Source organism: Mycobacterium sp. SM3041 (genome assembly GCF_039668335.1).
GTDB lineage: Bacteria > Actinomycetota > Actinomycetes > Mycobacteriales > Mycobacteriaceae > Mycobacterium.
In genome coordinates this window covers 14,380-34,691 of record NZ_JAYXBQ010000034.1, presented here as the reverse complement: position 1 = coordinate 34,691, position 20,312 = coordinate 14,380, and the positions used below count along the sequence as shown (strand labels likewise).

The window sequence follows — 20,312 nt, the reverse complement described above, 5'->3', positions numbered from 1 at the left end:
ACGCCGCCTGCGGCGTGCATTTTGGGGCCGCTCGCCGGAGCTGCGTGCGCATCGTAGGCATCGGTCAGATCATTGTTGTTGGCCCAACACGGTGTGCAGTTGATTGCGGTTGGTGATGCCGAGCTTGGGGAACATCTTGTAAAGGTGGGCCGCAACGGTTCGGTGTGAAACGTAGATGCGGTCGGCGATCTCCCTGTTGGTCAGCCCTGCGGCGGCCAACTGAGCGATCTGAAGTTCTTGGGAGGTCAGGTCGGAAGCCGGGCCCTGACGCGGAGTCCCGGCAGGGGTGGCCACGCCTGCCGCACGCAGCTCGGCGGCGGCCCGATCGACGAACGGTGCCGCGCCGGCGGCGTCGAATACGGCCAGCGCCGACGACAGATGGGTGCGCGCCTCGGTGATCCGGCGCTGTCTGCGCAGCCATTGCCCATATGCCAGATGCGTTCGGGCCGTTTCGAGTTCGGCGTCCGCGTCATCTCCGGCGGCCAGAGCTGCCAGAAAATGGTCCTGTGCCGCATCATCGGTCTGGGCCAACAGCGCGTGTGCCCGATGCGCGAGCATCAACTCCAGGCCGGTCCCCAGCTGTCGCGCCTGATCCTCGATCTCCGCGAGCAGCGGTCGCACCAGTTCGGCTCGGTCGCTGCCGGCCGCGGCCTCGGCGAGATCGGCGACGGCCCACCGCTGGGATGTCCTGTGGCCGGTCATTTTCAGCAGGTGTCCCAATGCCTCGGCCGGATCGGCGGTAAACAGTGACAACAGGCCCGCTGCCCAGTGCGCGTCGTCATGCCACAGGATCGCGGGATCGGGAGCCAGCAGTCGACGCGCGGTGGCTATGGTCTCGTGGGCCTGGTCGAACCGGCCCTGCCATACCTGCACCCGGGCCAGGGTGGCCGCCGCCGAGGCCGCGGTCATCGGTAGCTTGATGTCCCGGGCCAGCCGCAGCGCATTCTCGGCCGCGATGGCCGCGGCCTGGATTCGGCCCTCTTGCAACAGCAGGTGCGACGCGCCGCGCTGACTCTCGCATTCGTCGGCGGCTGACCCTGAGGTCCTGGACCTGCTCTGGACCAGCTTCCAGCACTGCATGGCATGCGTGCGGTCGGCGACCGCCTCGGCGGCGAACCCGAGCGCCATCAACAGCAAGGGGTCGTCGGCAACCTCGTTTACGAACCGGGGCAGACGGGTGCGTAGGGCCTGACCCGCGCCGGTGTCGTCCAGCAACGCCATTGCCATGCATACCGCCGGATCGTCCGCGCCGCGATCGAGGCGGCTGATGGCCGCGACGATGTCGCGACGGGGCTCCTCGGCGAGGCCGTGCATGCGGCACTCGATGGCTGCAGCCCACAGCAACCGACGCTGTGCGGCGTCGCCGTCCGTGAACTTGCCGGCGAGCGCCACGAGTTCGGTCGCCGACTGGCCCGATAGCGCAGCGGTCGCATTGAGGACGAATCGGGTGATGGCCAATTGCTCTGCGCTGCAATGCTTGGCACCGAGATTCTCGGCTTCGCCGAGAATGCTGATGGACTCGGCGGTCAGTCCGGAGCTGCGGGCGATCTCGGCCGCTTCGGTCAACCGGCGCACCCGAGAAGACGGTTCTGGGGACAGCACGGCCGCCCGGCGCAGGGCCGCGGCGGATTCGGCGCCGGCGCCGCGCGCATGGGCGTGCCGCGCGGCGCCTTCCAAAGCTGTGGCAACTTGCTCATCGGTGCCGAATGTGGCTTCCGCGCGGTGCCATGCCGCGCGGACCAGGTCCACCGTCGCGTCGGCGAGTGCCCGGTGGACGACTGTCCTCGTGGACAGCGGAGCTGCGCCATAGACCGTCGATCGGATCAACGGATGGCGGACGTGGATCCGGTCGCCGCCCGCCCTGATCAGGCCCGCCCGCTCCAGCGGGGCCAATTCATCGGTGAGTACCAGGCCGAGAAGATCAGCTGCGACGTCGATGTCACGTAGCTGGCCATCACTGGCCGAGATCAATAGCAGCAGCAGGCGGCCGTTGTCGGTCAGGTCGTCGAGCTGGGACAGGAAAGCTCGTTCGACCCGGCGGGTCGTGGGCAGCGGCTCACCGGAGAAGGTGGCGCTGCTGCCGCGCTCGCTCAGGGCGCCGGACAGTTCGATGACTGCCAGCGGGTTGCCGCCTGCCTGCTCGAGTACCCGTTGCTGGAGCAGGGCGTCTGCGTCCTGGGCGGTGGTGCTCAACAGTTGACGGGCATGTTCGGGAGCCAAGGGACCCAATGACAATCGAGGCAGACCGTCCAGATATGCGGTGGCGCCATCGAGCCCCGTACGTTCGGCGCACAACATCATCAGCGGTGCATTACTGAGCCGGCGCGCCACGAACGCCAGAACCTCCAGCGAAGACTGGTCCAGCCACTGGACGTCATCGATGATCAGGACGATTCGGCGTCGGCTCGCCGATTCTTCGAGGAGTCCGAGTACCGCCAGGCTGACCATCAGCCGATCTGGCGTCGGGCCTTCGGCCAGGCCAAAAGCGGTCAGCAGGGCCGTGCGCTGGCGGGGTGGTAATGCCGGGGTGTGGTCGAGCACCGGGTGGATGAGTTCGTGGATGCCGGCGAAACCCACTTCGCTCTGGCTCTGCAGGCCCGAACAGCCCAGCCTGCTGTAGCCGTTGGCCACCGCCCAGTCGGCGATCGCCGATAGCAACGTGGACTTGCCGATACCGGCCTCACCGTCGACGACAAGCGCTGCGCCACTTGTGGAGATCGCGGCGAGCGTGTCGGTGACGCTTGACAACTCGGTTGACCGACCGATTATCACCGTTGCCAAGCTAGCAGCCTGAATTGGCATTGCCAACCTAGGTATGGTGTGAGGATGCGCACCGACCCGTGGTCCGACGACGCCTGCCCGATAGCCCGCACGATGGCGGTGCTGGGGCAGCGGTGGGCCATCCTGATCGCCCGCGAGGCATTGCTGGGGCGGTCCCGGTTCTCCGAATTCCGCGAGCAGCTCGGGGTGGCCTCCGATGTACTCAGCGCGCGGCTGGCCGAGTTGGTGGCCGCCGGCATCCTGGAGGTCGAGGATTATCGGGAGCCCGGCGAGCGCACGCGCAGTCGCTACGTGCTCACCGACGCCGGACATGATCTGGTGACAGTGCTCGCCGCGATGGGGCAGTGGGGTCGCAAACACCGGGTCACCACCAAGCGCAGCGGCTACCGGTTCATCGAGAAATCCACCGGCGAGCATGCACTGGTGGTCTTCCGTCGGCACGACGGCATCGCTGTACCTACCCGTGACGTGGCACTCATCGACTCGCTCAACTCCGAATGAAGTCCAGCAGATCGCGATTCAGCTGTTGCTGGTAGTCGCCGTGAATACCGTGGGGGGCGCCCGGATACACCCGTAGGGTGCCGTACCGCACCAGCTCGATCGATTTCGACGCCGCATCGTGGATCGGGACGATCTGATCGTCGTCGCCGTGGGCGATCAGGATCGGCGCTTCGAGGGCCCGCAGATCCGCGGTCAGGTCGGTTTCCGAGAACGCCTTGACGCAGTCGTACGCCGATGCGAGTCCCGCCTGCATGCCCTGGAGCCAGAAATGGTCGATCAGTCCCTGGGAGACGGTGGCACCGTCTCGGTTCAAACCGTAGAACGCCACCGCGAGTTCCCGCCAGTACCCGGATCGGTTGTCCAGTACGCGGGCCCGGATGTCGTCGAACACCGACAGCGGTGTGCCCTCGGGGTTTTCTGCTGATGCCACCATCACCGGTGGCACCGCGCCGACCGTGATCACCTTGCGCACCCGACCGGCGCCGTGGCGTGCCGCGTACCGCACCACCTCGCCACCTCCGGTGGAATGCCCCACAACGACGACGTCGGACAATCGGAGTCCGTTGATCAGCGCCGCCAGGTCTGCGGCGTAGGTGTCCATATCGTTGCCAGACCACGTCTGCTCGGACCGGCCGTGCCCCCGACGGTCGTGGGCGATGGCACGGAAACCGTTGTCGGCGAGGAGTTTCAGTTCCACATCCCACGCGTCGGCGCTGAGCGGCCAGCCATGACTGAAGACCACCGCCGGCCCGGATCCCCAGTCCTTGTAGTACAGCTGCGCCCCGTCGGAGCCCTCGATGAATGGCATGGGTGCCAGTCTGGCCTCAGCTGTCAGACGCGGCCATCAGTCAAACGACCATCGCGACACGCGGGCCCTCGTCCGCATACCCCCGTAGTCAATTCACGGATACCGGGAGCCGGGCCGAGAACGCAGGCTGGTGACAACGACGACAGCAGGGAGACACCACATGACGGAAGCCTCCACCGCGGTGGGCGCTGCGCACGCCGCCAACCTGGACATCGAGGTCGACGGTGAACGGTTCGCCTACCGGCGCTTCGGTGGTCCTTCGGCCACGGTGCCGCCACTGGTGCTGCTTCAGCATTTTCGCGGCAATCTCGATTACTGGGACCCAGCATTCCTGGACGTGCTCGCGGCCGACCGTGAGGTGATCACCGTCGACCTGCGCGGCGTCGGAGGCTCCACTGGCGCCACACCCGACAACATCGCGGACATGGCGCGCGACGCCCTCCGGTTCATCGACGCGCTCGGCCTGAAATCCGTTGATCTGCTCGGTTTTTCACTCGGCGGTCACATCGCCCAGGAGATCGCGCTGGTGCGTCCGCGATTGCCGCGCCGGCTGGTGCTCGCCGGCACGGCGCCGCAGGGTGCTCCCGATCTGCACAGGTGGTCCGAGGACGTCTACGCCTACGCCTGTGCCGACGAGATCACCGCCGAAGGATTCATCGCGCTCTTCTTTTCCGGCTCCGAGAAGAGCGTCCAGCGCGGTTGGGAGTACCTGGCGCGCACCCACGCTCGAGACACCGACCGTGACGCCGAAACCACTCTGGCCTGTCGTGACGCGCAGTACCAGGCGCTGATGACTTGGGGCATACCGGAATCGTCGAAGCTGGAACGGCTTTCGGCCATCACCCAACCGACGCTTGTCGCCAACGGCGACAACGACACCATGATGTCGACCAAGAACAGTTACTTGTTGGCCGAGAGGATCCGCGGCGCCCAACTGCGCATCTATCCCGATGCAGACCACGGATTCCTCGACCAGTATCCGGTCGAGTTCGGCCAGCACGTCCGCCAATTCCTCGGCCGCTAAGGAGAATTCATGACCGACCTGCTCACCTCTGTGCTGAATGCCTACGGCGGCGTCGACCGTTGGCGGGAGTTGACCTCGGTCACCGCGCGCAAACGGTTCGGGGGCGCCATCTGGGACATCAAGGCCGTACCCGGCATCGTCGACGACGGTGAGATCACGGTCTGGATCAAAGACCAACGCACCTCGCTGTCGCCTTTCACTGCGCCCGATTTGAAGACCGCCTACACGCCGCAACGGGTCGGTATCGAGACAACAGCCGGGGACATCGTCGAGATGCTCGACGATCCCAGAGCATCGTTCGCCGGGCATACTCTCGAAACACCTTGGAGCACATTGCAATTGGCGTACTTCACCGGGTACGCCATGTGGACCTACACGGCCGAGCCGTTCAATCTCACCTTTCCCGGTGTGCGTACCGCAGAGGGCGAATCCTGGACCGAGGACGGCCAGCAATGGCGCACCCTGCACGTCGACTACCCCGACGCGATCGCCACCCACAGTCCCCACCAGATCCTGTACATCGATTCCGACGGACTGATTCGACGTCGCGACTACCAGGTCGACATTGCCGGGGGAGCCCCGGGCGCTCACTACGTTTCGGATTTCGATGAGATCGGCGGTCTGGTCATCCCACGCACCCGGATGATCTACGTCCGCGACGCCGACAACCACCCGCTACCGGAGCAACTCGTGGTGTCCATCGAACTGACCGATATCACCGTCAACTGAAGGGAATGCCCATGACATATTTGTCCGATCAAGCAGAGGATCGCTTCGTCGGGGGCCCTGACGGCGAACGTTTCCACTACCGCCGATTCGGGAGGACCGGCGGAGTCCCGCTGGTGCTGTGCATGCGCCTGCGCGGAACTGTCGACCATTGGGATCCACAACTGCTCGATGCGCTGGCCGCCGAACGTGAGGTCATCGTCTTCGACAATCGGGGGACCAGCCTCTCCAGCGGTGCCGCGCCGACCACCATCGACGGGCTTGCAGACGGCGGTATCGCGTTCATCCGGGCGCTCGGGCTGACCGAGGTCGACGTGCTGGGATGGTCGTTGGGTGGCATTGTCGCCCAGGGCATTGCGTTGCGTGCACCGGAATTGGTGCGTCGGCTGGTGGTCGCGGGCAGCACGCCGGCAGGAGTGCCGGACCAGCCGGCCCCCGGGCCCCGGGTGGGGGAGATTCTCGGCCACCCCGTCAACGACGATGAGGACTACCTGTACCTGTTCTTCCCCGAAACCGATCAGGGTCGTGCCGCCGGACTGGCTTCATTGCGGCGCTTGGACACTCGGTTGCTGCAGTCCCAGGCCGCGGTGCAAGGGGACACCTATCGGGCCCAGTTGAGTGCCATCGCCGCGTTCGGTGGTTACTACCTGCGGCTGGCCGAACTGAAGCTGCCGGTGCTGGTCGTCAACGGTGCCCATGACGTGATGATCAATTCCTATGCGACCTACGCGATGTCGCAGCAACTGCCGGATGCCAAGGTGGTGCTCTACAGCGACGCTGGCCACGGATTCCTGTTCCAGCACATCGCGGATTTCGCGCACGACGTCAACCGGTTCCTGGGATGAGCGCCATGAGAGCTGTCAGCCAGGACGAACTCGGCGGGCCCGAGGTGCTACACGTGGTCGAGATCGACCGTCCTACACCAGGAATTGGGCAGATTCTGGTCCGGGTGCACGCCGCCGGTGTGAACCCGGTTGACGGGGTGAACCGTCAGAGCGGGGTACTCGTCGGGGCGACACCGTTCGTCCTGGGCTGGGATGTGTCCGGCACTGTCGAAGCCGTGGGTTTCGGCGTCACCCTCTACCGGCCCGGTGACGAGGTGTTCGGCCTGTTGCCATTCCCTCTGGGGCACGGCGCCTATGCCGACTATGTCGTCGCTCCGACTCGGGTGTTCGTGCCGAAACCGGCGAACCTCGACCATGTTCAGGCCGCCGCGTTGCCGCTGGCCGGGTTGACGGCCTACCAGGCACTGGTGGACACCGCCGGCATCGGAGAGGGCACCCGGGTGCTGATCACCGCCCCGGCCGGCGGGGTGGGACATCTGGCGGTGCAGATCGCCAAGGCATTCGGCGCGTATGTCATCGGACTGGCGTCACCCGATAACGTCGAGATAGTGACCGGCCTCGGCGCCGATGAGGTGATCGACTACACCACAACCGATTTCGCGACGGTGCTCAGCGATGTGGATGTGGTGTTCGACCTCATTGGTAACGACTATCAGCGCAAGGCGCTGCAGGTGCTCAAACCCGGCGGCACGCTGGTCTCGTCGCTGCCGCAGTCTCTGCCGGAGGTCGTCGCCGACGCTGTCGCGCGAGGTATCCGGCCGGCCGGACTGTTCGTCGAGGCCGACCGGCTGGGCATGACTGCGCTGGCAGAGCTTGCCGGCCGCGGGGCGCTGGTCCCGACGATCGCGGCCACCTTCCCGCTGGAACAGGCCGGGCAGGCGCAGTCCTACCGTGTCAGGACCGGCAAGGTGGTGTTGACCCTGTGATGGCGAACGAAGCTGGAACCGACGTCGTGGAGAGCACGGCGATCGAAGCCGATCTGCTCGTCATCGGTTTCGGTAAGGGTGGCAAGACGCTGGCCGGTGACGTTGGCCGGACAGGCCAACGGGTGGTCCTGGTCGAGCAGGCGGCGCAGATGTTCGGCGGCACCTGCATCAACACCGGTTGCGTGCCGACGAAGTCGATGGTCCATCAGGGCGAGAAGAACGCCGCGACAAACCTCCCGGGTGAACTGGCTTATGCCGCAGCGGTTGCCGCAACGGAGCGGTTGACCGCGGGGCTTCGTGCGGCCAACCTCGCTGCACTGGAAAGTATTCCGTCGGTCACGGTGCTGATCGGCACCGCCATGTTCGTAGATGCCAACACGGTGCAGGTCAGTTGTGATGCAGGTGCCGTGACGGTGAGCGCTCGTCAGATCGTCATCGGAACCGGGGCGCGCGCCGGCACCGCGGACATACCCGGCCTGGCTGCTTGTCCGGTGGCCGTCACCAACGTCGAGCTGTTGCATCAGGCGGCTCGCCCGGAACGCCTCGTCGTTCTCGGTGGTGGATTCATCGGCCTCGAATTCGCGTCGATGTATGCCGCGTTCGGCTGCTCGGTCACGGTCCTCGAGAGGAATCCGGCAGTGCTCGCAAGCGAGGAGCCTGAGATCGCGGACATGGCGCGTTCACTGCTGGCCGCGCGCGGCGTAGATATCCAAACCGGCGCCGATGTCGTCGACGTGCAGACGATCCTCCGTCCCGGCGCCGCGCCGATGGCTCGTGTTCGGTACCTGAGCGATGGACGACCGGTCAGTGTCGACGCAGACTCTGTTCTCGTCGCGCTCGGGCGCATCCCGAACACGGCTGCATTGCGCCTCGACCGGGCGGGAGTCAAGACGACCGACAGGGGTGCAGTCGTCGTCGACGACTACCGTCGCACCAGCGTGCCACACATCTTTGCGGTCGGTGACGTCACCGGGGGACCCCAATTCACCTATATCTCACTCGATGACTACCGCATCGTCGCCGACCAGCTATCCGGGGTCGATGAACCTCGGCGGGCGTCGCAGCGAACGGCAGTACCTACGTGTCTCTTCCTCACCCCGCCGCTGGCCCGGGTGGGATTGACCGAGTCGCAGGCGCGCAATGCGGGTCACGACGTCCTCGTCGCCGCAAGTCCGGTCGCAAATCTCGCAACCGTGGCCCGTGCACGTATCGTCGAACAGACCGAAGGAATGATGAAGGTCGTCGTCGATGCCACCACCGGCAAGATTCTCGGCGCCACACTGTGGTGTCATGACGCCCACGAAGTGATCAACATCGTCGCACTGGCGATGCGGCACGGTATCACCGCGCGTGCACTGCGCGACGAGATCTACACGCACCCTTCGATGTCGGAGTGCTTCAACCAGCTACTGGGACTATTGGCCTGAGCGCATTGCCCGGTGCGGGCGGTGCCCGCGCAACCACGCGAGGCACCGCCGCTACCGACTACCCGGCGTCGGTCATCGTCAGGACCACCCGAAAGCGCGCTTCATTGCGCATCATCCGGTCGTAACCGGCGGCCGCATCCCGCAGCGGCATCGGTTCAACCCACGGCCGAATGCCATGCAGGGCAGCGAATTCCAGGGTGTCTTCGGTATCCGCTGCGGTACCGGCAGGATGCCCATGAATGGTGCCTGAGGCGTTGATCAGTTGTAGCGGAGTGATGTCGAGTGGTTCGGCGAGCACGGCAAGCGTGAGTACCTCACCGTGTGGCGCGAGGCCGTCGCCCGCAACGCTGATCGCGGTCCGATTGGTGGCCGTCGCCGCCACCACCCGCGCGCCACCGAGCTTGCGCAGTTCGGCGGCCACGTCGGCGGCGGTCGAATCGATGTAATGGTGAGCGCCCAATTGATAAGCCATATCGGCCTTTCCGGCGCCGCGTGCGATGGCCACGGTCCGGAATCCCATGCGTGCGGCGAACTGCACGCCCAGGTGACCCAGTCCGCCGATGCCCAAGACGGCGACCACGTCGCCTGGGCGTGCACCACTGTGGCGCAGCGAATTGAACATCGTCACTCCGGCGCACGCGAGTGGTGCGGCTTCGACGGCGGTGAGGGCGTCGGGGATCCGTGCCAGTCCGGACTGGTGCACGAGCAGCATCTCGGCATAGCCGCCCGGAAACCCGGCCCCGGTCACCTTCGAGCGCGTGCAGTGCACAAAATCACCGCGGCGACAGCGGGAACAGCTCCCGCAGTAATACCCGAACCAGCCGACCGCGACGCGGTCGCCGATCTGCCAGTCGAGCACTCCGGGCCCGACCGCCACGATGTGACCGGCGACCTCATGACCGGGCGTCACCGGAAAAACCGTGCCGGGCAGGTGGCCCGCGGCGATCTGAGAGTCCGAATGGCACACGCCGCAGGCTTCGACGCGGACCAACACCTCGCCGTCGCCGGGTTCGTGCACCGGCCGGTCCGTGAGTGTGATTGCACCACCGGGTTCGGTGACCTCGACGCTGCGGTATGTGGCGACCATGAATGTGACTCCTTTTGCGACAGAAACGGATCAGGCGGGGGTGGCGACGTCGAGCACCACGCGGAACCGGGCGCGGCCGGACATCATCCGGTCATACGCACGGGGTGCTTCGGTGAAAGGCATGGGCTCCACGAGCGGCGCGATCTGGTGCGTGAGGCTGAACGCCAGGTTGTCTTCGTTGTCGATCGCAGAACCGGTCAGACTGCCGAGGATGCTGCGGCCCCCGAAGATCAGGTCGGATGTGTGAACAGGCAGCGGCTCGGGGGATGCCCCGACAACGACCAAACGTCCGCGGGGCCGCAGTCCGGCGACCAACCCGGCCATCGACGGTCCGCTCGACGCCGTCGCGATGACGGCGGCGGCACCGCCGAGTGCGTTGAGCGCCGATGCGACATGTTCGGTTGAGCTGTCGATGAAATGGTCGGCGCCCAATGTCTTTGCCAGCTCCTCCTTCCCGGTGCCGCGTGCGACGGCGACGACCTGGAATCCCATCTTCTTTGCGTACTGGATGCCGAGATGGCCGAGCCCGCCGATGCCTTGGATCGCCACCAAGCTGTTCAGCGGTGGCCCAGCGGCGCGTATCGCGTTGAACACCGTGACACCCGCGCAGAGCAGCGGGGCTGCGGTGAGCGCGTCGAAACCGTCTGGGACACGGACCAATCCGGTGGACCGGGCGTACATGATCTCGGCATAGCCGCCGTCTGTGGTGGTACCCGGCTGTGGTTGATCACTGCAGTTGACGAAGTCTCCGCGGCGGCAGAAGTCGCACTGCCCGCACTGCCCGCCGAGAAACCCCACTCCGACGCGGTCACCGGCCTGCCAGCGTGGATCGACGCCGGTGCCGACAGCGTCGATGATGCCGATCACCTCATGTCCCGGCACCACAGGTTCCTGCGGGTCGGTTCGCTGCCCCTCCACGGCGAGCACGTCGCTGTGGCACACCCCGCAGGCCAACACGCGGATGCGGACCTGCCCATGGTCCGGCTCCCGAAGTTCCCGTTCCACGAGGGTGAATTGCCGCTGTCCGGTCACCTGATACGCCCGATATGCCGTCACCACATCAGGACATCAACCCGGACCGAATCGCGGTATCCGCACGGTGACCGTCGTTTGGCGTGCGGCGGGCGTGACGGTCTTCCAAGTGATCTGGCCAGGTTGGCAAGGGTTGTCGGCCGCGGCCGGCAGTCAGATTACTTATGCCGCGTTTCGCGATGCACGGAGAGAATCACCGGCATGAACGAATTGTCGAGCGCCGAATTGGCATTGGCCGCGATTCTCCCGGTGCTGGCCGCCGCCGTCGGCGAGAGTGTGCGATTGCCGACGCCCTGCCCGGGGTTCGATGTGGCCGCGCTGGCGGATCATCTGGCGGGAACTGTGACAATGGTGGGCGAGGCGGCCGGAGCGCAGGTTTTCGTCACGCAGAACGCAGGCATCGGGACACGCATCTCGCAGACCACGAATTCGGTGATCGACGCCTGGCGCGCTCGGGGCACGGAAGGCGACGCGATGTTCGCCGGCAGGGTCATGCCCGCGCACCTGGCGTTGGGAGTGCTGTCGGTCGAGTTGGTGGTGCACGGTTGGGACTTCGCGCAGGCACTGGCACGCCCGCTGGCTGTCGCCGCCGCACACGCCGACTTCGTGCTCTCGCTTGCACAGCGCATCATCACCCCGGACAGTCGGCGTACTGCGGGGTTCGACCCTCAGGTACCGGTAACCACCGATGCCGAGGCTCTTGATCGCTTGGTCGCTTTCACCGGGCGTCATCCGCGACAACACGTTGCGTGACTCCAGAAGGCGCAGTAATTGGTTTGCAAGTTGATGCATAAACATGCAGAATCGCTCGTATGACTTCTGTGGCGGTGGCCGGCGCCAGTGGGTATGCCGGCGGCGAGATTCTGCGGCTCCTGCTGGGCCATCCGGCCTACGCCGACGGTCGCCTCACCATCGGTGCGCTGACCGCCGCGGGCAATGCCGGCACCACGGTCGGTGACCACCACCCGCACCTCCTTCCGATCGCAAACCAGGTGCTCCAGCCCACCGAGGTCGACGTTCTCGCCGGGCACGACGTCGTCTTCCTGGGTCTGCCGCACGGACATTCGGCCGCGCTCGCGCAGCAACTCGGCCCGGACACCCTGATCGTCGACTGCGGCGCCGACTTCCGGCTCACCGACGCCGCGGCCTGGGAGAAGTTCTACGGCTCCGAGTACGCCGGCAGCTGGCCCTACGGGCTGCCGGAGCTGCCCGGCGGCCGGGACAAGCTCGTCGGTACGAAACGCATTGCGGTTCCGGGCTGTTACCCGACCTCGGCGCTGCTGGCTCTCGTGCCGGCCGTCGCGGCCGGGCTCGTCGAGCCCAACGTCACCGTGGTGGCGGTCAGCGGCACCTCGGGCGCCGGCAAGTCCGGCAAGGTCGACCTGTCGGCCGCCGAGGTCATCGGCTCGGCCCGGGCCTACAACGTCGGCGGCGCGCACCGGCACACGCCGGAGATCGCCCAGGGCCTGCGGGCCGTCACCGACAAGGACGTGACGGTCTCGTTCACCCCGGTGCTGATCCCGACATCGCGCGGCATCCTCGCGACGTGCACCGCGCGCACCACGGCGTCCGTCGAGGAGATCTGGGCGGCGTACGAAAAGGCTTATGCCAGTGAGCCGTTCATCCACCTGCTGCCGGAAGGACAGCTGCCCAAGACCGGTTCGGTGGTGGGCAGCAACGCCGCGCAGATCGCCGTCGCGGTCGACGAGGACGCGAAGACCCTTGTCGCTCTGTGCGCCATCGACAACCTGACCAAGGGCACCGGCGGCGCGGCAGTACAGTCCATGAACATCGCGCTCGGCTGGCCGGAAACCGAAGGACTATCCACCGTGGGAGTAGCACCGTGACCGACACCCCGTCCCTGCATCGCAACCAGGGCGTCACCGCGCCGGAAGGCTTCCGGGCAGCCGGAATCGCAGCCGGCATCAAGGCTTCCGGGAAACCGGACCTGGCGCTGGTGTTCAACGAGGGACCCGACCTGTCGGCCGCCGGGGTCTTCACCCGCAACAAGGTGCGGGCCGCTCCCGTGCAGTGGAGCGAACAGGTCCTCAAGAGCGGCCGGTTGCGGACGGTCATCCTGAACTCCGGTGGCGCCAACGCCTGTACCGGCCCGGGCGGTTTTCAGGACACCCACCAGACCGCCGAGGCCGTCGCCGCCGCGCTGAGTGACTGGGGCACCGAGACCGGGGCCATCGAGGTCGCGGTGTGTTCGACGGGCCTGATCGGGGATCGGCTCCCGATGGACAAGGTGCTGGCCGGTGTCACCGAGATCGTGCATGAGATGGCCGGTGGGCTGTCGGGCGGTGACGAGGCCGCGCGGGCCATCATGACCACCGACACCGTGCCGAAACAGGTTGCGCTGCACCACCCGGGCAAGTGGACCATCGGTGCCATGGCCAAGGGTGCCGGGATGATGGCGCCGTCGCTGGCGACCATGCTGGTGGTCATCACCACCGACGCCGTCGCCGACGCTGAAGCGCTGAACCTCGCCCTCAAGAACGCGGCCGGCAGAACCTTCGACCGGCTCGACATCGACGGCAGCTGCTCCACCAACGACACGGTGCTGCTGCTGTCGTCCGGCGCCAGCGAAATCCGGCCCAGCCAAAGCGAATTGGACGAGGCGGTCCTCGCCGTCTGTGACGACCTGTGCGCGCAGCTGCAGGCCGACGCCGAAGGCGTCACCAAGCGCATCGCGATCACCGTCAAGGGCGCGGCCAGTGAGGACGACGCCCTCGTGGGTGCCCGAGCGCTGGCGCGCGACAGCCTCGTGAAGACCGCGCTGTTCGGGTCCGATCCCAACTGGGGCCGGGTCCTGGCCGCCATCGGCATCGCGCCCATCGAACTCGTGGCGGACCGGATCAGCGTGTCGTTCAACGGTTCCGCGGTGTGCATCGACGGTGCCGGCGCGCCAGGTGCCCGCGACGTCGACCTCTCGGGCGCCGACATCGAGGTCGTCGTCGACCTGCAGATCGGCGAGCACGAGGCCACCATCCGGACCACCGACCTCTCGCACGCCTACGTCGAAGAGAACTCGGCGTACAGCTCATGAGCACGGCCGGGCTCTCGACCGCGGTGAAGGCGGCGGTGCTTGCCGAGGCGCTGCCGTGGCTCAAGCAGCTGCACGGCAAGATCGTCGTGGTCAAGTACGGCGGCAACGCCATGACCGACGACACCCTCAAGGCGGCCTTCGCCGCCGACATGGCGTTCCTGCGCAACTGCGGCATCCAGCCGGTGGTCGTGCACGGCGGTGGTCCGCAGATCAGCGCGATGCTGAAACGCCTTGGTATCGAAGGTGATTTCAAGGGCGGCTTCCGCGTCACCACGCCCGAGGTCCTCGACGTCGCCCGGATGGTGCTGTTCGGGCAGGTCGGCCGCGAGCTCGTCGGGCTGATCAACGCCCACGGCCCGTACGCGGTCGGCATCACCGGTGAGGACGCACAGCTGTTCACCGCGGTGCGGCGCAGCGTGACGGTCGACGGCGTGCCCACCGACATCGGTCTGGTCGGCGACGTCGAACACGTCAACGCCGAGGCCATCCTGGATCTCATCGACGCGGGCCGGATTCCGGTGGTGTCCACCATCGCTCCCGACGCCGACGGCGTGGTGCACAACATCAACGCCGACACCGCCGCGGCCGCAGTCGCCGAAGCGCTCGGCGCCGAGAAGCTGCTGATGCTCACCGACGTCGAAGGCCTGTACACCGACTGGCCGGACCGCACCTCGCTGGTCACCGAAATCGACACCGCCGCACTGGCACAACTCTTGCCGAAGCTCGAATCCGGCATGGTGCCCAAGATCGAGGCATGCCTGCGGGCCGTGGAGAACGGTGTCCCGAGCGCGCACGTCATCGACGGCCGGGTCGAACACTGTGTCCTCGTCGAGCTGTTCACCGACGAGGGCACCGGAACCAAGGTCGTGTCACCCGCATGAAGGGAACCGAAGCAATGCAAGCCCGTTGGCAAGCGGTGATGACCAACAACTACGGCACGCCGCCCGTCGCGCTGGTCAGCGGCGACGGCGCCGTGGTCACCGACGCGGACGGCAAGAGCTACGTCGACTTCCTGGCCGGCATCGCGGTGAACGTGCTGGGACATCGTCATCCGGCGGTGATCGAGGCCGTCACCACGCAGCTGAACACGCTGGGCCACACCTCGAATCTGTACGCCACCGAACCGGGTATCGCGCTGGCCGAAGCCTTGGTGGCCCAGCTCGACGCGCCGGCGCGAGTCTTCTTCTGCAACTCCGGCGCCGAAGCCAACGAAGCCGCGTTCAAGATCAGCCGGCTCACCGGCCGCACCAAAATCGTTGCGGCCCAAGGGGCGTTCCACGGCCGCACCATGGGCTCGCTGGCCCTGACCGGCCAGCCCGGTAAGCAGGAGCCGTTCCTGCCGCTGCCCGGTGACGTCACCCACGTGCCGTACGGCGACGTCGAGGCGCTCGAAGCGGCCGTGACCGACGAGACCGCGGCGGTGTTCCTCGAACCGATCATGGGCGAGGGCGGCGTCGTCACCCCGCCGGCCGGCTACCTGGTCAAGGCACGAGAGCTCACCGCGAAACATGGTGCGCTGCTGGTGCTCGACGAGGTGCAGACGGGAATCGGCCGCACGGGCGCGTTCTACGCGCACCAGCACGACGGCATCACGCCCGACGTCATCACGCTGGCCAAGGGCCTCGGCGGCGGTCTGCCCGTCGGCGCCTGCATCGCCATCGGCGATGCGGCCGAACTGCTGCAGCCGGGCATGCACGGCAGCACCTTCGGTGGTAACCCGGTGTGCACGGCTGCGGGCCTGGCGGTCGTCAAGACCCTCGCCGATGACGACCTCGTGCACCGCGCCGACGCCGCCGGCAAGACGCTGGCACACGGTATCGAGGAGCTGAACCACCCGCTGGTCGACCACGTGCGTGGCCGCGGGCTATTGCTCGGCGTCGTCCTGACCGCGCCGCAGGCCAAGGCTGTCGAGAACGCCGCGCGCGACGCGGGTTTCCTCGTCAACGCCGCGGCTGCCGACGTCGTGCGGCTGGCGCCGCCGCTGGTCATCACCGACGCGCAGATCGACGCGTTCCTGACCGCCCTACCCACCGTTCTCGACACCGCAGCAGGGGAGTCCCAGTGATCCGCCATTTTCTCCGTGACGACGATCTGACGCCTGAAGAGCAGGCCGAGGTCCTCGCGCTGGCCGCCGAACTCAAGAAGGCGCCGTTCAGCCGTCGTCCGCTCGAGGGCCCGCGGGGCATCGCCGTCATCTTCGAGAAGAACTCCACCCGCACCCGCTTCTCGTTCGAGATGGGCATCGCCCAGCTCGGCGGGCACGCCGTCGTCGTCGACGGTCGCAGCACGCAGCTGGGCCGCGAGGAGACCCTCGAGGACACCGGCGCCGTGCTGTCGCGCTACGTCGACGGCATCGTCTGGCGCACGTTCGCGCAGGAGCGCCTGACGGCCATGGCGTCGGGCGCGACCGTACCGATCGTCAACGCCCTGTCCGACGAGTTCCACCCCTGCCAGGTGCTGGCCGATCTGCAGACCATCGCCGAGCGCAAGGGCAAGCTGGCCGGGCTCAACATGAGCTACCTCGGCGACGGCGCCAACAACATGGCGCACTCGCTGATGGTCGGCGGCGTCACGGCCGGCCTCAACGTGACCATCGCCGCGCCGAAGGGCTTCGAGCCCGACCCGCAGTTCGTCGAGGCCGCCAAGAAGCGCGCGGCGGAGACGGGCGCGACCGTCACCGTCACCACCGACCCGCAGGCCGCCGCCGACGGCGCCGACGTCCTCGTCACCGACACCTGGACCTCGATGGGCCAGGAGAACGACGGCCTGGACCGCGTGCGGCCGTTCCGCCCGTTCCAGGTCAACACCGCGCTGCTGGGCCGCGCCAACGATGACGCCGTGGTGCTGCACTGCCTGCCGGCGCACCGCGGGGACGAGATCACCGACGAGGTGATCGACGGCCCGCAGAGCGCGGTGTTCGACGAGGCCGAGAACCGTCTGCACGCGCAGAAGGCCATGCTGGTCTGGCTGTTGGAGCACAACGCACGATGACCGCACCGACCCGGGCCGGACGACAGTCGCGCATCGTGGCGCTGCTGTCGGCGAACCCGGTGCGCAGCCAGACCGAACTCGCGGCCCTGCTCGCCGCGGAGGGCATCGACGTCACCCAGGCCACGCTGTCGAGGGACCTGGAGGAACTGGGTGCGGTCAAGCTGCGCGGTGCCGACGGCGGCACCGGCGTCTACGTCGTCCCCGAGGACGGCAGCCCCGTCAAAGGCGTCTCCGGCGGCACCGAGCGGCTGTCCCGACTGCTCGGCGAGCTGCTGGTGTCCACCGACGCCAGCGCCAACCTGGCGGTGTTACGTACGCCACCTGGGGCAGCGCAGTACCTGGCCAGTGCAATAGATCGGGCGGCTCTGCCTTATGTTGTGGGCACGATCGCCGGTGATGACACCCTTTTGGTTGTCGCCCGCGAACCGATGAGCGGCGCCGAGCTCGCCGCCACCTTCGAGAACCTGTAGCAGTACTAGAACAAGGAGATTGACACATGTCCGAGCGCGTCATCCTGGCGTATTCCGGCGGTCTGGACACTTCGGTCGCGATCAGCTGGATCGGCAAGGAGACCGGCAAAGAGGTCGTCGCCGTGGCCATCGACCTGGGCCAGGGCGGCGAGGACATGGAGGTGGTGCGTCAGCGTGCCATCGATTGCGGCGCTGTCGAGGCCGTGGTGGTCGACGCCCGCGACGAGTTCGCCGACGAGTACTGCCTGCCCACCATCAAGGCCAACGCGCTGTACATGGACCGGTACCCGCTGGTGTCGGCCATCTCGCGCCCGCTGATCGTCAAGCACCTGGTCGAGGCGGCCCGCAGCCATGGCGGCACCGTCGTCGCGCACGGCTGCACCGGTAAGGGCAACGACCAGGTCCGCTTCGAGGTCGGCTTCAACACCCTGGCCCCGGAGCTGGAGGTCATCGCCCCGGTCCGCGACTACGCCTGGACCCGCGAGAAGGCCATCGCCTTCGCGCAGGAGAACGACATCCCGATCAACGTCACCAAGAAGTCGCCCTTCTCCATCGATCAGAACGTGTGGGGCCGTGCCGTCGAGACCGGCTTCCTCGAGGACCTGTGGAACGCCCCGACCAAGGACGTCTACGACTACACCGAGGACCCGACGGTCCACTTCAACACCCCCGACGAGCTGATCGTCAGCTTCGACAAGGGCCGCCCCGTCGCCATCGACGGCCGCCCGCTGAGCGTGCTGCAGATCATCCAGGAGCTCAACACCCGCGCCGGTGCGCAGGGCGTCGGCCGCCTGGACGTCGTCGAGGACCGCCTGGTGGGCATCAAGTCCCGCGAAATCTACGAGGCCCCGGGCGCCATGGTGCTGATCACCGCGCACACCGAGCTCGAGCATGTCTGCCTGGAGCGCGAGCTCGGCCGCTACAAGCGCGGCGTCGACCGCAAGTGGGGCGAGCTGACCTACGACGGTCTCTGGTACAGCCCGCTGAAGGCCTCGCTGGAGGCGTTCGTCGAGCACACCCAGCAGCACGTCTCCGGCGACATCCGCCTGGTCCTGCACGGCGGCCACATCACCGTCAACGGCCGGCGCTCGGGTGAGTCGCTCTACGACTTCAACCTCGCCACCTACGACGAGGGCGACAGTTTCGACCAGAGCGCGGCCAAGGGCTTCGTCCAGCTGCACGGCCTGAGCTCCAAGATCTCCGCCAAGCGCGACCTGGGTCTGTAAATGTCGGGCAGCACGACCAACGAGGGTTCGCTGTGGGGTGGCCGGTTCGCCTCCGGCCCGTCCGATGCGCTTGCCGCACTGAGCAAGTCGACGCACTTCGACTGGGCGCTGGCGCCATATGACGTCACCGCGTCCAAGGCGCACGCCCGCGTGCTGCACAACGCCGGGTTGCTCACCGACGAGCAGCGCGACGGGCTGCTGGCCGGCCTGGACAGCCTCGGCAACGACGTCGCCGACGGTTCCTTCGGGCCGCTGCCGACGGACGAGGACGTGCACGGCGCACTGGAGCGCGGCCTGATCGACCGCGTCGGTGAGGACCTCGGTGGCCGGCTGCGCGCCGGCCGGTCCCGCAACGACCAAGTGGCGACGCTGTTCCGCATGTGGCTGCGCGACGCCATCAAGACCGTCGGCAACGGCGTGCTCGACGTGGCGGCCGCGCTGGCCGGCCAGGCCGCGGCGCACCCCACGGCGATCATGCCCGGCAAGACGCACCTGCAGTCGGCGCAGCCCGTGCTGTTGGCCCACCACCTTCTCGCGCACGCGCACCCGCTGCTGCGCGACGCCGACCGGCTGCTCGATCTGGACAAGCGGGCGGCGGTGTCGCCCTACGGTTCCGGTGCGCTCGCCGGTAGCTCGCTCGGCCTGAGCCCCGACGCCATCGCGGCGGATCTAGGATTCAATGCGGCTGCGGACAATTCGATCGACGCCACTTCCTCGCGCGACTTCGCCGCCGAGGCGGCGTTCGTGTTCGCGATGATCGCCGTGGATCTGTCCCGCCTGTCCGAGGACATCATCCTCTGGAGCACAACGGAATTCGGCTACGTCAAGCTGCACGACTCCTGGTCGACCGGCAGCTCGATCATGCCGCAGAAGAAGAATCCTGACATCGCCGAACTGGCCCGCGGTAAGTCCGGCCGCCTCATCGGCAACCTGGCCGGCCTGCTGGCGACGCTCAAGGCGCAGCCGCTCGCCTACAACCGGGATCTGCAGGAGGACAAGGAGCCGGTCTTCGACTCCGTCGCTCAGCTCGAGCTGCTGTTGCCCGCGATGGCCGGCCTGGTCGGCACCCTGACCTTCGACACCGACCGGATGGCCGCGCTGGCGCCGCTCGGCTACACCCTGGCCACCGACATCGCGGAATGGATGGTGCGCCAAGGTATTCCGTTCCGCGTCGCGCACGAGGCAGCCGGTGCGGCGGTCAAGGCCGCCGAGGCCAGGGGAGTCGGGCTGGAAGAACTCGCCGCCGACGAGCTGGCCGGTATCCACCCGGGACTCACCGCCGAAGTGCGCGACGTCCTGACCATCGCCGGTTCGGTCGAGTCGCGTGACGCCCGCGGCGGCACGTCGCCGGCGAGGGTTGCCGAGCAGCTCACCATCGTGCGGGATCGGGCGGCGCAACTGCGGTCACAGCTGGGGTAG

At 67.2% G+C, this 20,312-nt stretch carries 19 protein-coding genes; 15 read left to right on the top strand and 4 right to left on the bottom strand.

Annotation, left to right across the window (positions count from 1 at the left end; translation table 11 throughout):
• Positions 1-69: 69 nt before the first annotated feature.
• Positions 70-2,772: an AAA family ATPase gene (locus tag VXD91_RS07995; RefSeq protein WP_346415125.1), complete on the bottom strand. Its 2,703-nt coding sequence runs from the start codon at positions 2,770-2,772 to the stop codon at positions 70-72.
• A 54-nt stretch (positions 2,773-2,826) separates the two neighbouring features.
• Here VXD91_RS07995 and VXD91_RS07990 point away from each other — a divergent pair, with 54 nt between their 5' ends.
• The gene (locus VXD91_RS07990; protein WP_061007338.1) at positions 2,827-3,282 is read left to right on the top strand and encodes a helix-turn-helix domain-containing protein; all 456 of its coding nucleotides are present in this window, start codon (positions 2,827-2,829) and stop codon (positions 3,280-3,282) included.
• Here VXD91_RS07990 and VXD91_RS07985 read toward each other — a convergent pair.
• Positions 3,269-4,090, bottom strand: a complete 822-nt coding sequence (locus tag VXD91_RS07985; RefSeq protein ID WP_346415124.1) for an alpha/beta hydrolase — start codon at positions 4,088-4,090, stop codon at positions 3,269-3,271. The genes VXD91_RS07990 and VXD91_RS07985 overlap by 14 nt on opposite strands.
• 160 nt (positions 4,091-4,250) lie before the next feature.
• On the opposite strand from VXD91_RS07985, the gene VXD91_RS07980 reads away from it, so the two are divergent.
• From VXD91_RS07980 to VXD91_RS07960, 5 genes are read left to right on the top strand one after another with little or no spacing between them, the layout of a single operon-like run.
• Positions 4,251-5,114 carry an alpha/beta hydrolase gene (locus VXD91_RS07980; protein WP_061007336.1) on the top strand — a complete coding sequence of 288 codons (864 nt, stop codon included), beginning with the start codon at positions 4,251-4,253 and terminating at the stop codon, positions 5,112-5,114.
• 9 nt (positions 5,115-5,123) lie between these two features.
• Positions 5,124-5,843 (top strand): hypothetical protein, encoded by a 720-nt coding sequence (locus VXD91_RS07975; RefSeq protein WP_346415123.1) that lies wholly within the window; start codon positions 5,124-5,126, stop codon positions 5,841-5,843.
• Between the two features lie 11 nt (positions 5,844-5,854).
• Positions 5,855-6,685 (top strand): alpha/beta hydrolase, encoded by an 831-nt coding sequence (locus VXD91_RS07970; protein WP_061007341.1) that lies wholly within the window; start codon positions 5,855-5,857, stop codon positions 6,683-6,685.
• Positions 6,682-7,611 carry an NADP-dependent oxidoreductase gene (locus VXD91_RS07965; RefSeq protein ID WP_204158627.1) on the top strand — a complete coding sequence of 310 codons (930 nt, stop codon included), beginning with the start codon at positions 6,682-6,684 and terminating at the stop codon, positions 7,609-7,611. Before VXD91_RS07970 ends, VXD91_RS07965 begins: the two co-directional genes overlap by 4 nt.
• Entirely contained in the window at positions 7,611-9,038 is a 1,428-nt protein-coding gene (locus tag VXD91_RS07960) for an FAD-dependent oxidoreductase (RefSeq protein WP_226518649.1), read from the top strand. The genes VXD91_RS07965 and VXD91_RS07960 overlap by 1 nt, the downstream gene beginning before the upstream one ends.
• Positions 9,039-9,096: 58 nt before the next feature.
• On the opposite strand, the gene VXD91_RS07955 is transcribed toward VXD91_RS07960, so the two are convergent.
• Both VXD91_RS07955 and VXD91_RS07950 read right to left on the bottom strand, forming a co-directional pair.
• A complete protein-coding gene (locus VXD91_RS07955) occupies positions 9,097-10,125 on the bottom strand; it encodes an alcohol dehydrogenase (protein WP_064857962.1) in 1,029 nt (342 codons plus the stop codon).
• A 30-nt stretch (positions 10,126-10,155) separates the two neighbouring features.
• Positions 10,156-11,184 (bottom strand): alcohol dehydrogenase catalytic domain-containing protein, encoded by a 1,029-nt coding sequence (locus VXD91_RS07950; protein WP_064857961.1) that lies wholly within the window; start codon positions 11,182-11,184, stop codon positions 10,156-10,158.
• Between the two features lie 174 nt (positions 11,185-11,358).
• Here VXD91_RS07950 and VXD91_RS07945 point away from each other — a divergent pair, with 174 nt between their 5' ends.
• Genes VXD91_RS07945 through argH form a run of 9 tightly spaced genes read left to right on the top strand, consistent with a single transcriptional unit; the run spans position 11,359 to position 20,312 of the window.
• Positions 11,359-11,910, top strand: coding sequence for a TIGR03086 family metal-binding protein (locus VXD91_RS07945; RefSeq protein ID WP_138249679.1), 552 nt, complete (start codon positions 11,359-11,361; stop codon positions 11,908-11,910).
• Between the two features lie 59 nt (positions 11,911-11,969).
• The gene (gene argC / locus VXD91_RS07940; protein WP_346415122.1) at positions 11,970-13,004 is read left to right on the top strand and encodes an N-acetyl-gamma-glutamyl-phosphate reductase; all 1,035 of its coding nucleotides are present in this window, start codon (positions 11,970-11,972) and stop codon (positions 13,002-13,004) included.
• On the top strand, positions 13,001-14,206 hold the full coding sequence (argJ, locus tag VXD91_RS07935; RefSeq protein WP_207546778.1) for a bifunctional glutamate N-acetyltransferase/amino-acid acetyltransferase ArgJ: 1,206 nt from the start codon (positions 13,001-13,003) through the stop codon (positions 14,204-14,206). The genes argC and argJ overlap by 4 nt, the downstream gene beginning before the upstream one ends.
• Positions 14,203-15,087: an acetylglutamate kinase gene (argB, locus tag VXD91_RS07930; RefSeq protein WP_064857959.1), complete on the top strand. Its 885-nt coding sequence runs from the start codon at positions 14,203-14,205 to the stop codon at positions 15,085-15,087. The genes argJ and argB overlap by 4 nt, the downstream gene beginning before the upstream one ends.
• Positions 15,084-16,271 carry an acetylornithine transaminase gene (locus VXD91_RS07925; protein WP_167837869.1) on the top strand — a complete coding sequence of 396 codons (1,188 nt, stop codon included), beginning with the start codon at positions 15,084-15,086 and terminating at the stop codon, positions 16,269-16,271. The genes argB and VXD91_RS07925 overlap by 4 nt, the downstream gene beginning before the upstream one ends.
• The gene (gene argF / locus VXD91_RS07920) at positions 16,268-17,197 is read left to right on the top strand and encodes an ornithine carbamoyltransferase (protein WP_135355142.1); all 930 of its coding nucleotides are present in this window, start codon (positions 16,268-16,270) and stop codon (positions 17,195-17,197) included. Before VXD91_RS07925 ends, argF begins: the two co-directional genes overlap by 4 nt.
• Entirely contained in the window at positions 17,194-17,667 is a 474-nt protein-coding gene (locus VXD91_RS07915) for an arginine repressor (RefSeq protein ID WP_133428208.1), read from the top strand. Before argF ends, VXD91_RS07915 begins: the two co-directional genes overlap by 4 nt.
• A 26-nt stretch (positions 17,668-17,693) precedes the next feature.
• Positions 17,694-18,893: an argininosuccinate synthase gene (locus VXD91_RS07910; protein WP_293022047.1), complete on the top strand. Its 1,200-nt coding sequence runs from the start codon at positions 17,694-17,696 to the stop codon at positions 18,891-18,893.
• Entirely contained in the window at positions 18,894-20,312 is a 1,419-nt protein-coding gene (gene argH / locus VXD91_RS07905) for an argininosuccinate lyase (protein WP_346415121.1), read from the top strand.

Bases quoted from the DNA above. Each gene is read 5' to 3' on its own strand.
- VXD91_RS07965 (WP_204158627.1), top strand. From the start codon at position 6,682: ATGAGCGCCATGAGAGCTGTCAGCCAGGACGAACTCGGCGGGCCCGAG.
- VXD91_RS07970 (WP_061007341.1), top strand. From the start codon at position 5,855: ATGACATATTTGTCCGATCAAGCAGAGGATCGCTTCGTCGGGGGCCCT.
- VXD91_RS07955 (WP_064857962.1), bottom strand. From the start codon at position 10,125: ATGGTCGCCACATACCGCAGCGTCGAGGTCACCGAACCCGGTGGTGCA.
- VXD91_RS07990 (WP_061007338.1), top strand. From the start codon at position 2,827: ATGCGCACCGACCCGTGGTCCGACGACGCCTGCCCGATAGCCCGCACG.
- VXD91_RS07985 (WP_346415124.1), bottom strand. From the start codon at position 4,090: ATGCCATTCATCGAGGGCTCCGACGGGGCGCAGCTGTACTACAAGGAC.
- VXD91_RS07910 (WP_293022047.1), top strand. From the start codon at position 17,694: ATGTCCGAGCGCGTCATCCTGGCGTATTCCGGCGGTCTGGACACTTCG.
- VXD91_RS07915 (WP_133428208.1), top strand. From the start codon at position 17,194: ATGACCGCACCGACCCGGGCCGGACGACAGTCGCGCATCGTGGCGCTG.
- VXD91_RS07945 (WP_138249679.1), top strand. From the start codon at position 11,359: ATGAACGAATTGTCGAGCGCCGAATTGGCATTGGCCGCGATTCTCCCG.
- argC (WP_346415122.1), top strand. From the start codon at position 11,970: ATGACTTCTGTGGCGGTGGCCGGCGCCAGTGGGTATGCCGGCGGCGAG.
- argB (WP_064857959.1), top strand. From the start codon at position 14,203: ATGAGCACGGCCGGGCTCTCGACCGCGGTGAAGGCGGCGGTGCTTGCC.
- VXD91_RS07980 (WP_061007336.1), top strand. From the start codon at position 4,251: ATGACGGAAGCCTCCACCGCGGTGGGCGCTGCGCACGCCGCCAACCTG.
- VXD91_RS07960 (WP_226518649.1), top strand. From the start codon at position 7,611: ATGGCGAACGAAGCTGGAACCGACGTCGTGGAGAGCACGGCGATCGAA.
- VXD91_RS07975 (WP_346415123.1), top strand. From the start codon at position 5,124: ATGACCGACCTGCTCACCTCTGTGCTGAATGCCTACGGCGGCGTCGAC.
- VXD91_RS07925 (WP_167837869.1), top strand. From the start codon at position 15,084: ATGAAGGGAACCGAAGCAATGCAAGCCCGTTGGCAAGCGGTGATGACC.
- argH (WP_346415121.1), top strand. From the start codon at position 18,894: ATGTCGGGCAGCACGACCAACGAGGGTTCGCTGTGGGGTGGCCGGTTC.